Annotated in this window: 9 protein-coding genes and 2 pseudogenes; 9 read left to right on the top strand and 2 right to left on the bottom strand. The window is 36.0% G+C overall.

The window, feature by feature from the left end:
- Positions 1-26: 26 nt before the first annotated feature.
- Both purE and RRF69_RS07215 read left to right on the top strand, forming a co-directional pair.
- A pseudogene (purE, locus tag RRF69_RS07220) lies at positions 27-507 on the top strand (5-(carboxyamino)imidazole ribonucleotide mutase).
- A 29-nt stretch (positions 508-536) separates the two neighbouring features.
- Positions 537-2,552 (top strand): M3 family metallopeptidase, encoded by a 2,016-nt coding sequence (locus RRF69_RS07215; RefSeq protein WP_316939162.1) that lies wholly within the window; start codon positions 537-539, stop codon positions 2,550-2,552.
- A gap of 42 nt (positions 2,553-2,594) precedes the next feature.
- Here RRF69_RS07215 and RRF69_RS07210 read toward each other — a convergent pair whose 3' ends face one another.
- Both RRF69_RS07210 and RRF69_RS07205 read right to left on the bottom strand, forming a co-directional pair.
- On the bottom strand, positions 2,595-3,842 hold the full coding sequence (locus tag RRF69_RS07210; RefSeq protein ID WP_316939161.1) for a glycosyltransferase: 1,248 nt from the start codon (positions 3,840-3,842) through the stop codon (positions 2,595-2,597).
- On the bottom strand, positions 3,843-4,316 hold the full coding sequence (locus RRF69_RS07205) for a heme-binding domain-containing protein (protein WP_316939160.1): 474 nt from the start codon (positions 4,314-4,316) through the stop codon (positions 3,843-3,845).
- A 141-nt stretch (positions 4,317-4,457) separates the two neighbouring features.
- Here RRF69_RS07205 and lpdA point away from each other — a divergent pair.
- From lpdA to RRF69_RS07170, 7 genes and pseudogenes are all read left to right on the top strand, one after another.
- Positions 4,458-5,857: pseudogene (gene lpdA / locus RRF69_RS07200) on the top strand (dihydrolipoyl dehydrogenase).
- 81 nt (positions 5,858-5,938) lie between these two features.
- Positions 5,939-7,159 (top strand): hypothetical protein, encoded by a 1,221-nt coding sequence (locus RRF69_RS07195; protein ID WP_316939159.1) that lies wholly within the window; start codon positions 5,939-5,941, stop codon positions 7,157-7,159.
- A 22-nt stretch (positions 7,160-7,181) separates the two neighbouring features.
- Complete coding sequence (gene pabB / locus RRF69_RS07190) at positions 7,182-8,489, top strand: aminodeoxychorismate synthase component I (protein ID WP_316941120.1); 1,308 nt, start codon at positions 7,182-7,184, stop codon at positions 8,487-8,489.
- A 27-nt stretch (positions 8,490-8,516) separates the two neighbouring features.
- Positions 8,517-8,795, top strand: coding sequence for a hypothetical protein (locus tag RRF69_RS07185; RefSeq protein WP_316939158.1), 279 nt, complete (start codon positions 8,517-8,519; stop codon positions 8,793-8,795).
- 1 nt (position 8,796) lies between these two features.
- Positions 8,797-10,032: a tRNA lysidine(34) synthetase TilS gene (gene tilS, locus RRF69_RS07180; RefSeq protein WP_316939157.1), complete on the top strand. Its 1,236-nt coding sequence runs from the start codon at positions 8,797-8,799 to the stop codon at positions 10,030-10,032.
- A 200-nt stretch (positions 10,033-10,232) separates the two neighbouring features.
- Positions 10,233-12,197, top strand: coding sequence for a protein-disulfide reductase DsbD family protein (locus tag RRF69_RS07175; RefSeq protein ID WP_316939156.1), 1,965 nt, complete (start codon positions 10,233-10,235; stop codon positions 12,195-12,197).
- A gap of 55 nt (positions 12,198-12,252) precedes the next feature.
- Complete coding sequence (locus RRF69_RS07170; protein WP_316939155.1) at positions 12,253-12,648, top strand: hypothetical protein; 396 nt, start codon at positions 12,253-12,255, stop codon at positions 12,646-12,648.
- Positions 12,649-12,676: the final 28 nt, after the last annotated feature.

Here is a 12,676-nt window from a genome sequence, read left to right as displayed (position 1 = left end):
TAGTAAATCATTTGAAAAAATAAATTATGGTAGGAATAATAATGGGAAGTGATTCAGATCTTCCAATCATGCAAGAAGCAATAGAAATTTTAGAAGGTTTTGACATTGAAATTGAGGTAGATATTGTGTCTGCTCACAGGACCCCTGAAAAACTATTTGATTACGCAACCAATGCACACAAGCGTGGGATCAAAGTAATTATTGCCGGTGCTGGTGGTGCAGCCCATTTGCTATGAATGGTCGCTTCAATGAGTCCCCTACCAATTATTGGTGTTCCAGTAAAAAGTAGAAATTCTATTGATGGGTGGGATTCTGTCTTATCCATTTTACAAATGCTAAGGCGGAGTTCCTGTCGCAACTGTAGCCCTAGATGGCGCAAAAAATGCTGGAATTTTAGCCGCACAAATTATTGGTGCTTCCGATAAATGTGTCTTGGATAAAATCATTGCATACAAAGAAGGTTTGAAACTAAAAGTTGAAGAAGCTTCTAAACGAATGCAGAACTAAATCTCCTGCTACAATTTAACAATCTCACCATGAATCCTCTTTTACAACATTTCGATACGGCTCCTTTTTCCAAAATCAAAAATGAGCATTACAAGCCTGCTATCAAACAAGCCATCGAAATTGCAAAAACCGAAATCTCAGCAATCGTTGAAAACGTTGAAAAAGCAACCTTCCAAAACACGACGGTTGCGTTAGATTTTACAGGCGAAAAGCTAAACCAAATTACCAGTATTTTTTTCAATTTAAATTCTGCTGAAACCAACGATGAGATTCAAAAAATTGCTCAGGAAATATCTCCTTGGCTAAGTGAATTCCGTAATGATATTACCTTGAATGTGGCATTATTTCAAAGAGTAAAAACGGTTTTTGAGGATCGAAAAAACTTAGACTTATCCCCAGAACAACAAACGCTCTTAGAAAAACAATACAAAGGATTTGCGAGAAATGGGGCAAATTTGAATGAGAAAGACAAAACCGAACTTCGAAAAATAGACGCAGCGCTCTCGAAATTATCTTTGCAATTTGGCGAAAATGTCCTCGCAGAAACCAATGCTTTTCAAATGCATTTGAAGGATGAAAGAGACCTTTCAGGTCTACCAGAATCTACGAAAGAAGCGGCGCAGCAATTGGCAAATGAAAACGGCAAAAAAGGCTGGATATTTACCTTAGATTATCCCAGTTATATTCCATTTCTCACCTATGCAGACAATAGAGAACTCCGTAAAAAAATGGCAATTGCCGCGGGTAAAAAAGCATTTCAAAAAAATGAATACAACAATGAGCAAATTGTTCTAGACATTGTAAAATTACGTCATCAGAGAGCGAATCTCCTGGGGTACAAAACACATGCACATTTTGTTTTAGAAGAGAGAATGGCAGAAACTCCAGAAAAAGTAATCGCCTTTTCGAATGAGTTATTGCAAAAAGCAAAACCGGCAGCGAAGCGTGAGTTTGAAGATTTGGCCAATTATGCTAAAAAGCTGGACGGAATTGAACAACTCCAAAAATGGGATGGTGCCTATTATGCCGAAAAACTAAAAAAAGAAATTTTTGATTTAGATCAGGAAATTTTAAAACCTTATTTTGAATTAGAGAATGTGATCAACGGTGCTTTTTCCATTGCGCACAAGCTATTTGACCTAAATTTTAAAGAAGTATTTGATATTGACACCTATCATAAAGAGGTGAAAACCTATAGAGTAACTGATCTCAACGAAAATTTTATTGCGGTTTTTTATGCCGATTTCCATCCAAGAAAAGGAAAAAGAAATGGCGCGTGGATGACCAGTTACAAACCTCAACAAATTAAAAAAGGCATTAACGAGAGACCTCATGTGTCTATTGTGTGTAACTTTACCAAACCCACAGCCACAAAACCTTCTCTGTTAACCTTTAATGAGGTGACCACTTTGTTCCACGAATTTGGGCATGCTCTCCACGGAATGTTAGCAAATACTACTTATAACAGTTTATCTGGGACTTCTGTTTCTTGGGATTTTGTAGAATTGCCTAGTCAGGTTTTAGAAAACTGGTGTTATGAAAAAGAAGCATTAGAATTGTTTGCCAAACACTACAAAACGGGGGAAGTCATCCCAATGCAATACGTTGAAAAAATTAAAGAATCAGCAAGTTTTCATGAAGGAATGCAAACTCTGAGACAGTTGAGTTTTGGTCTATTGGACATGCGTTGGCATTCACAAGATCCATCAGCGATACAATCAATTCAAGAATTTGAAAACGAGGCATTTGCAGCAACAAAGTTATATCCAGATGTTGCCGAAAACTGCATGAGTACAGCATTTTCTCATATTTTCCAAGGAGGCTATTCTGCAGGATATTATTCCTACAAATGGGCTGAAGTCTTAGATGCAGATGCATTTGAATATTTTTTAGAAAAAGGGATTTTCAACAAAGAGGTGGCTTCAAAATTTAAAGAACATGTATTGTCTAAAGGGGGTACCGAAAAACCGATGGTGCTTTACAAACGTTTTAGAGGCAAAGAGCCAAAACCGGATGCATTGCTAAAAAGAGCTGGATTGGTATAGACTATCGTAATTTTTTGAGTTCATACCTACTACGCTTGTCTCCTATCCATGCATATTATTTTTAGCCTCTATCCACTTACTCATGTATTTTGTGCTTTGTAAGGTTTGATACTGGAGCATACTTCCAAAGAAATTTGCAACTCTGTGCCCCTCTATATTCTTTTGGAGTTCCAGAATTTTATGGATAAATAAGGGCCCTATTTTTTCTTTATCGTAAATAGAATTGATGATGGCAACTCCATTCTGTTGAGCAGTATTCCAAAGACTTTCGTTCGTATACAACTCGACTGCTTTTTGGGCATATTCATCAAAATCATCAGTGATTGCTCCATTCCAAGGTAAGTCGGCATGCATCCCCTCTGCCCCAATTGAAGTAGTGACACTAGGTGTTCCAAAAAGCATCGCTTCGGTTAATTTCCCTTTGATTCCTGCCCCAAAACGCAAAGGTGCCAACACAACGCTACTATTGCCAACAATTTGTTCGGGTTTAGGGGCATACCCCTTAACTAAAAAGCCCTCTTTCTTGGAGTGCAATTCTAAAATTTGTTGGGTTGGATAGGCCCCATAGATATGTAACTCTGCTTCTGGCAGCTGTTTTCGAATGTGTTTCCAAATTGTTTTTTTTAGCAGTAAAACAGCATCTACGTTTGGTGCGTGTAAAAAATTACCAATAAAGGTAAAATGCTTTCTGGCCGTAAAATCATTCCAACGAGTTCGTTGGTCATGACCAATTTTAGGCAGTAAAAAAGGCAGATGATATACTACATTTGAATCAATATTAAAGAAATTGGTCAATAATTCCATTTCAAAAGTAGAGATTATTAAAGACAAATCACATCGTAAAATGGAAGCAATCTCTCTTTTTGAAATATCTTCTATCAACAAATCTTCCTTTGAAAAAATTGTATTTTTTTTAATTGCTCGCTCTCGTGTTTTTCGCAAACAATGAAGGTCTTCTGTGTCTAAAATTCGGATTGCTTTAGGGTAGTTTTCTGCAACTCGCCAACCAAATTGTTCCTCGATCATAAAACGGTCAAACAAGACAAACCCAGGCGCTAATTCTTTGACAAAAGTATCAAACGAAATGTCATTTAAAACAATGGAAACTTCTTCTACCCCGATCGAATGCAAATCAAAAGCTTTTTCCCCTTTTATTGCTGTAGAAGCAAAAGTGACCTTCCAATTCTGGTCCAAAAAATGTTCAATCAGCTGCAACATTCTTTTGCCAGCTGCAGAAGAATTTGGTTCAACCCAAATAGCGCCAATAATCAATACAGTGTTTTCTGACAACTATCTTAAATTTAGCTGTTGTTGATAGACTGCTTGTGTTGCTTTACCCCATGCAACAACTTCTGCAATTTGTGCTGCAGTTAAATTTGCCTCCGAATGCGTCCATGTATAGGATGTTAAGGGCATTTCTCCTTCTTCAACCTCTTCATATAACTCGTCCATTTTATGTTCTTTCTTCTTAATAGAATAGCTGGTCCATTCAGAAAAATTAAGGTGTTTTTTACCATCCTTTACATGACTTTCTAACCAATAATTTACAGGAGTAATGTTGTTATACCATGGATAGGTAGTTGTATTTGAATGACAATCAAAACAAGTAGTTTCAAGAATTTCCTTTACATTTTCTGGTGGATTGGTCTCATTTAAAAAAGGGACCACCGAGATCAAACTTCCTTCATTTTTTTCAGGTTGAAAAAATTGAGCTACAATCAACGCAATGAGTAAAACGTACGCCGTTTTTTTTAAAGTTTTCATAGGATTCAAGTTTAGATTATAAAGTTAGTAAAACTACGCATTTCTATTAATTTTTACTAAATTATATGTATTTTTGTGCCTGATTTAAAAGAAAAATGGGAATTTAAAATATTTCCTCACAATTCCAAAAGAAACAAACTCATGAAATACGATTTAATCGTTATCGGTTCAGGTCCTGGTGGATATATTGCCGCAGTTAGAGCCTCTCAATTAGGTAAAAAAGTAGCACTTGTAGAAAAATATGCAACCCTAGGTGGTACCTGTTTAAATGTTGGCTGCATTCCTTCCAAAGCATTATTGGATTCTTCACATCATTATTACGATGCCGTGCATCATTTTGAAGAGCATGGTATTACTGTTGAAAAACCTTCTTTCGATTTTGGAAAGATGATAGATCGAAAAGCAAAAGTAGTTGAAACGACTACCGGCGGGATTAAATACTTGATGGACAAAAACAATATCGAAGTGTTTGAAGGTTTGGGTTCTTTTGAAGACAATACGCATGTAAAAATTTCTAAAAATGATGGAACTTTTGAGATTATTGAAGGAGCCAATATCATTATTGCAACGGGGTCAAAACCTTCTAGCTTGCCGTTTATAAAAATTGACAAAGACAGAATCATTACTTCTACAGAAGCATTAAAACTAAAAGAAGTTCCAAAACATCTACTGGTCATTGGTGGAGGAGTAATCGGATTGGAATTGGGATCGGTATACAAACGCTTGGGTGCGGAAGTAACAGTTATTGAATACATGGACAAGATTGTTCCGGGAATGGATGCGGATATTTCCAAGGAATTACAAAAGGTATTCAAAAAACAAGGAATTAAATTTGCGACCAGCCACAAAGTAACTTCTGTTGAAAAAAACGGAGCACACATTGTGGTAAAAGCAACTGACAAAAAAAACAAAGAAATTGAATTTTCTGGGGATTATTGTTTGGTTTCTGTGGGTAGGAAACCCTATACCGAAGGTTTAGGGTTAGAGAAAGTTGGCGTTACCGTAAATGAAAGAGGTCAGATAGCAACCAACGATCATTTGCAAACCAACATTCCTAACATATACGCCATTGGCGATGTAGTACAAGGTGCCATGCTAGCGCACAAAGCTGAAGAAGAAGGAGTTATTGTCGCAGAATTTTTAGCAGGACAAAAACCTCACATCGATTATAATTTAATTCCAGAATTGTCTACACATGGCCAGAAGCAGCGGCCGTTGGAAAAACTGAACAAGAATTGAAAGATGCAAAGATAGAATACAAAGCGGGGAAATTTTCCATGCGTGCACTGGGTAGATCCCGTGCAAGTGGCGATGTCGACGGATTTGTAAAAGTACTGGCAGATAAAAATACAGATGAAATTTTAGGAGTTCATATGGTCGGTGCACGTGTTGCAGATTTGATTATGGAAGCAGCCGTAGCAATGGAGTTTAGGGCGTCTGCAGAAGACTTGGCAAGAATTTGTCATGGACACCCCACCTATTCTGAGGCTGTTAAAGAGGCAGCCAAAGCTGCTTGGGACGGAATGCCCTTGAACGCATAAAAAAATCTCAAAACAGTACGATACCTCACGTGTTTTAAAAAACTGTGAGGTATTTTTTTTAAGAATTCCCCACTTTACAGAATGCCTAAAAAAAGATTCTTTTTTATTTGGTTATTTTTTTCTGCAACTATTTATAGTCAGCAAAAAGACTCCCTTTCTTTAAAAAATGGAATTGACAAACCTAGCATGTTACCTATTCACCATTTTGGAATGTTTTCTGCTAGAATTAATCAAAACTTTAAAATTAAAGCTTCCCCAAAAAAAACTTTAACCTTTTCACTTTCAAGTGCGAATACATTTCACCCTTTTGTAGAGATGTACTTGCCCGAAAATGAAAATGACAGGCAACTGCAAAGAGAAAGAATATGGTTCAATAGGCGCTTTAATTTTATCGATCAAGAAACTACTCCTGCTAAATATTCTACTATTGTTGTTGATGCGGTTTTCAAGAACTTAAGAATTGATTTCACTACCAAAATTGGAAAAAAACAGGAACTCGGAATCACACTTCGCTCTTACTTAGTTACCAAAGGAACATATCCGTTCTCTTTTTTTTCAAGTGATGAAACTATCGAATGGTTTCATAGTAATATAGCAGGTGGAGAAGACCCTTTTGGCAGAAGGTATTATGGGCTGAATCAAGTCCATGTAAAATACCAAGATAGAAATGGAAAGAATCTTGAACTGAAAGAAGGGCAATTCATAATGGCAGGAATTGAGTTCAATCATTTTTATTATCCAGCATTGGTCAATTTAAAAAAGAAGAATATCAGTCTGAATTTTGGGACCCATTTGGGTATAAATTTAGCTAAGTACAACCCCTCGATAGACATTGGTTTTTCTGGAAATATTATTAAAAAATGGGTATTAAATTCAAAATACGAAATTAGAAGTTCTTTTGGAAGTGGAATTCTACGCAAAAACATTGTTAATTTCAATAGCGTTGTTGATTTAGGAAACAACCGTTTCTTAGGAAGCTTAGAAGCAATGCTAGAATATACAGAATACACCCGCAAGAAAAACTATCATTCTGTAGCTGTAAACTATCAAATACAAACCCCATTGTTTAAAACAGAAGAAGCAGATTATTATCAATTAGTTGGCAAATGGAAAGAAATACATGCTGGTTGGCAAAATGGGTTTGAAAAAATGTATGAATACCAATCTGCTTGGTCTTGGCTGTATACTTATGGTGCAAAAAACTACACCATCTCACTTTATATTAAGGAAGATTTATATGTAAATAATGCCCCAGACATACAAACAGGAATCAGTTTAAAAATTCCCTTATCTAATCAATAAGAATTGTATTTTTGTTTCAATGATGCAAAGAACTATTCGCACCTTCCCCATTGATCAAATGGATGATTTCAAACAGCATGTATTTGTTTGGTCTCAACAGTTTGAAACCATTGCATGGTTAGACTCCAACAATTATAAGCAAGAATATGCCGCGTTTGATAGCGCCCTTACTGTCAATGAATTTACATCCATAAAAACCGATTATTTTCAGGCTTTTGACAAGCTAAAGGAATATCAAAGCATTACAAAAGACTATATTTTTGGGTACATTTCTTATGATGTCAAAAATGACGTAGAGGAGCTATCTTCTCATAATTTGGATGAATTGGGCTTTTCGGATCTCTATTTTTTTCAGCCACAAAAGTTGATTTTCATCAAGGATAATTTGGTAGAATTTCAATACCTAAAAATGGTAGAAGATGAAATTGAAAATGATTTTCAAGAAATTCAAAAATCAGAAACCCTTAGATTTGAAAAATCACCTTCAGAAATCAAAATAAAACTCCGCATTCACAAGGATGAATACCATTCAAAAATTGCAAAAGTAATTGACCATATCAAAAGGGGCGATATCTACGAAGCGAATTTTTGTCAAGAATTTTATGCTGAAAATGCAGTCATCAATCCTTTTGAGGTATATACCCATTTGAATGAAATTTCAACGCCCCCCTTTGCCAGTTTTCTGAAAATAGATGAACAATATTTACTATCGGCATCGCCGGAAAGGTATCTAAAAAAAGAAGGAAATAAAATAATTTCGCAACCCATCAAAGGCACTGCCAAAAGACTGATAAGTCCGATAGATGACGAAAAAATTGCCTCCGACTTGTCGAGAGACGAAAAAGAACGAGCAGAAAATGTGATGATTGTCGATTTGGTAAGAAATGACTTATCAAAAACTGCTAAAATAGGTAGCGTCCACGTAGAAGAACTTTGTAAGGTTTACTCCTTTAAACAGGTACATCAAATGATTTCCACAGTGGTCTCGGAAGTTGAACCCACCATGCATCCGGTTGAAATTATTCGAAGCACCTTCCCGATGGGAAGTATGACCGGAGCTCCGAAAGTTTCTGCCATGAAAATTATTGAAACCCTAGAAGAAACCAAACGAGGCTTATATTCTGGAGCTGTAGGCTATTTTACACCTGAAAATGATTTCGACTTCAACGTGGTCATTCGAAGTATCTTGTATGATCAAGAAAAAAAATACATTTCCTATTCTGTTGGCGGAGCTATTACTGCAAAATCCGTCCCAGAAAATGAATATGAAGAATGCTTGTTAAAGGCAAAAGCCATGAAACATGTACTGGTCAATTCTAACGAAACCTAACACAAAATAGATACTGTTGATCTTCAATTGATCGCATCGGCAGAAATCAATTTCTTTATCTTTGCAGACATGATTCAGAACATAGAAGAAAAATTTAAAAAAACAGCAGAGCGCCTAGAAGAAAAACCCAATGAGCAAAACATGTTCAATGCGTTTTTAGAGTGCTATCCAGCAGAATGGAAACAGGTAAAAGTTACCTTTTCAAGATTCAACCGAAGTAAACAATTTGGAAAAACAATTCCCTTACCTAAACCCGAGCAACAAATTCGAAAACATATTCGTTCTTGGCTAAAAAATCAAGTTTAAAATGAGTACTTTTGAAGTGAAAATGCTTCAGAAATTACAACAACATATCAGCAATAAATTTCCTTTTTTAAAGGACGCAAAATTATTGATGGCCATTTCTGGTGGAGTCGACTCGGTAGTATTGACTCAGTTACTTTTCAAATTAAAATTTGACATTTCTTTAGCGCATTGTAACTTTAGATTGCGAGCTACAGAAAGTGATTTGGATGAAATCTTCGTAAAAGAATTGGCAAAAAAACACCATTTCAACTGTTTTACAAAATCATTTGACACAGAAAAATTTGCTCTTAAAAATAAGCAATCTACACAACTAGCTGCAAGAAATCTTCGATATGAGTGGTTTCAAGAAATAGTCCATGAACATGGTTTTGACTATGTACTTACAGCCCATCATGCTGACGACAATTTTGAAACTTTTTTAATCAATCTCACCAGAGGATCTGGACTCGATGGATTCACTGGAATTCCTCCAATTCACAAGAATATTGCACGCCCTTTATTGATTTTTTCTCGAGAAGAAATTATCAATTTTGCAACCGAAAATAGTATTGATTGGAGAGAAGACCAAAGCAATACAACTACAAAATATCTCAGAAACAAAATCAGACATCAGGTCGTTCCTGTGCTAAAAGAAATCAATCCAAGTTTGTTGGAAGGCTTTTCTAAAACCATACGCAACCTTCAAGAAAGCAAACAATTAGTCGCAGATCGAGTCGAAGAAATTCAGTCAAAAATTTTCATTCCAATCCAAACTACTGAAGGAAAGGAATCCTTTCAAATTGACATCCAAAAAGTCTTAGCGCTCTCTGCACCAAAAGCCTATTTGTTTCAGCTTTTAAAAGCCTATCAATTCACCGAATATGATGATGTTTTCAATTTATTAACGGCGCAGTCTGGAAAACAATTATTTTCTAAAACACACGTTTTATCAAAAGATCGAGAGGTTTTGATGTTGTCGAAAATTCAATATCAAGAAGAGACTACAAGCTATTTGATTGCAGAAAGCACCTCTGAGATCGAGTTCCCAGTTCATTTAAAAATAGAACCTATATTTGAGAAATCAAACAATACCATAAACAGTATTTGCGTTTCAAAAGAAGCACTAAGCTTTCCATTAATTATTCGGAAATGGAAGCATGGAGACATTTTTTATCCGAAAGGAATGCAGGGAAAAAAGAAGCTCAGTAAATATTTCAAAGACGAAAAATATTCGCTTTTAGAAAAAGAGCAAACCTGATTACTTTGCAATAATGATGATACCATCATTTGGGTTATCGGCAAAAGACAAGATCAGCGTTTTGCAGCTTCTAGTAATCAACCACATTCTATTCAAATATGCTTCACAGAAAAAACGTGAGATTTTAACATTTCCAATTCTATGTTCCCAATGTGCCGAGATCTTACAAAAATTACAATTTTTAGACAAAAATCTATCCAATGAAAAAACTACTATTAGCTTGCTTGCTTTGTTTTTCGATGTGTATTAATGCACAAACCGAAGAAACCCCGGTTGTTTGGAAAACTTCCATAGAAAAAATTAACGACAGCATCTACGACCTAACATTTACGGGAGCTATCTTAGATAACTGGTATGTGTTTTCACAGTACAATCCTGAGGAGGCTTCATTACCAATGGTAATTTCAATTCCAGAGGGAGAAACGGGATTCAAACTACTCGGCAAAGCAAGAGAAAGCGCTACCAAGAAAAAATATTCAGCCATTTGGGAAGTCGACGAAATTATTTTCACAAAAAAAGCCATTGTCACCCAAAGAATAGAGGTTACTAATAGAGAAATCACACAAGTAAAACTAAACCTTTTTGGACAAGTATGTGAAACAGCTTGTATCCAATTTGAAGACACCTATGCTTTTTCTTTGAATGGATCTGCAATCCAAAAACAAGTCATTGAAGTCGATTCTAAAAGTAAAAAACTGACCGAAAAATTAAACCTCAATCTAAAGAACACCGCTCTTTTAAAAGACAGCAATCCCAATGATGAAAACAACAGTTTATTGAGTATCTTTTTTCTCGGATTCGTTGGTGGCTTATTGGCATTGCTAACACCCTGTGTGTTTCCAATGATTCCTTTAACCGTTTCCTTTTTCACAAAACAATCTCAATCCAAAGGTAAAGGGATTGCAAATGCCATTTTATATGGGATATTTATTGTGCTTACCTATATTTTATTGAGTGTCCCTTTTCACTTGATCGATGGCTTAGATCCTAATGTATTGAATACCATTTCAACAAATATTTGGCTGAATATCTTCTTCTTTGCAATCTTGATCTTTTTTGCAGGTTCCTTTTTTGGGTACTACGAAATCACCCTCCCTAGTTCTTGGGGAAACAAAATGGATTCGGCATCGGAAGTTGGAGGGATCTCAGGAATCTTTTTTATGGCGCTCACCCTCGCCATCATCTCTTTTTCATGTACTGGACCTATTTTAGGTTCTTTGCTAGCCGGTTCCCTCTCTGCATCGGGAGAAACTGCCAATCAATTGACTGCTGGAATGAGTGGTTTTGGTTTTGCTCTGGCATTGCCTTTTGCATTGTTTGCCTTATTTCCGAGTTGGCTAAATTCTTTGCCAAAATCGGGTGGATGGTTAAACACCACCAAGGTCATTTTAGGATTTTTAGAATTGGCATTTGCCTTTAAATTTCTATCAAATTCTGATTTGGTAGGACATTGGGGGATTTTCAAGCGTGAAATCTTTATCGGTCTTTGGATGGTTATTTTTACTGGATTGGCATTGTATCTCTTTGCTAAAATCAAATTTCCACACGATGCACCCATTAAAAAATTATCCTTTTCAAGAGCAGCATTCGGAGTTTTAGTCCTCGCATTTGTGGTGTATTTGATTCCAGGAGTAATGAAAACTCCCACATGGGAACTCAACCTTTTAAGCGGATTTCCACCTCCACAATTTTACAGCATCTATCAACAAGAATCCGAATGCCCTCTGGGTCTCAACTGTTATAAAGATTTTGAAAAAGGTCTTGCAGCGGCAAAAGAAGAAAACAAACCCATCTTACTCGACTTTACAGGATGGGCATGTGTGAACTGCCGTAAAATGGAGGAAAATGTTTGGAGTCAAAATGACATCTATACCCTCTTAAAAGAAGACTATATTTTAATTTCATTGTATGTAGACGACAATGAAAAAGAACTACCTGTAGCCGAACAATTTGACTATTTGAAGGCCAATGGAAATATAAAAAAGATCAAAACCTATGGTGACAAATGGGCGACTTTTCAAATTGTAAATTTTAAAAATGCTTCTCAACCCTATTATGTATTGTTGAATTCCAATTTAGAAATTTTGAGCGCACCGATACAATACAGCGACAGAGACTCCTATTATGCTTGGCTACAAAATGGATTAGAAAAAATGAAAAAATAAGAACTTTCGGTACCATTTTTGAAGGGAATAAAGCGAATCAACAAAATCCAAGAGTATGAAAAAGAGAACATTCCTTTGTATTGTCCTTGCTTGTTGCACTATTTCTTTCTATGGACAACAAAAACCATCAGTCGAAAAAAAAGCTCCTAAGAGTATTTATACCTTTCGTTCGGATGCAGAAGATACTCACAGTTTTCCTTCACTGAACAAACGACTCACACTTGCTTCGTTAGAAATGCAATGGACATCGAGTAGTTTCCATAGCGATCTAAATCCAAGACCTGTTGAATTTAAAAAAATGTCCACTAAGCCCATAACCTTTCATCTTGATGATATGCAGCGCTATCAAAACAGTAAATTTATCCGCGAATTTTTTTACAAAAACGATCCTACACGATGGAACTTACAATGTGTGCAAAATAGAATTCAGCCCGGACGTTTCCAACAATAACTAATTTTCAAATTTTCATTTTCTCTCA

The organism is Polaribacter sp. HL-MS24, from assembly GCF_032758595.1.
In the GTDB taxonomy this organism is placed as follows: domain Bacteria; phylum Bacteroidota; class Bacteroidia; order Flavobacteriales; family Flavobacteriaceae; genus Polaribacter.
Note: the sequence above shows the minus strand (reverse complement) of the source record. Positions and strands in the feature narration are given on the sequence as shown.

Coding starts and splice junctions, on each gene's coding strand:
- RRF69_RS07215 (WP_316939162.1), top strand. CDS start 537: ATGAATCCTCTTTTACAACATTTCGATACGGCTCCTTTTTCCAAAATC.
- RRF69_RS07205 (WP_316939160.1), bottom strand. CDS start 4,316: ATGAAAACTTTAAAAAAAACGGCGTACGTTTTACTCATTGCGTTGATT.
- RRF69_RS07195 (WP_316939159.1), top strand. CDS start 5,939: ATGCCTAAAAAAAGATTCTTTTTTATTTGGTTATTTTTTTCTGCAACT.
- pabB (WP_316941120.1), top strand. CDS start 7,182: ATGCAAAGAACTATTCGCACCTTCCCCATTGATCAAATGGATGATTTC.
- tilS (WP_316939157.1), top strand. CDS start 8,797: ATGAGTACTTTTGAAGTGAAAATGCTTCAGAAATTACAACAACATATC.
- RRF69_RS07175 (WP_316939156.1), top strand. CDS start 10,233: ATGAAAAAACTACTATTAGCTTGCTTGCTTTGTTTTTCGATGTGTATT.
- RRF69_RS07170 (WP_316939155.1), top strand. CDS start 12,253: ATGAAAAAGAGAACATTCCTTTGTATTGTCCTTGCTTGTTGCACTATT.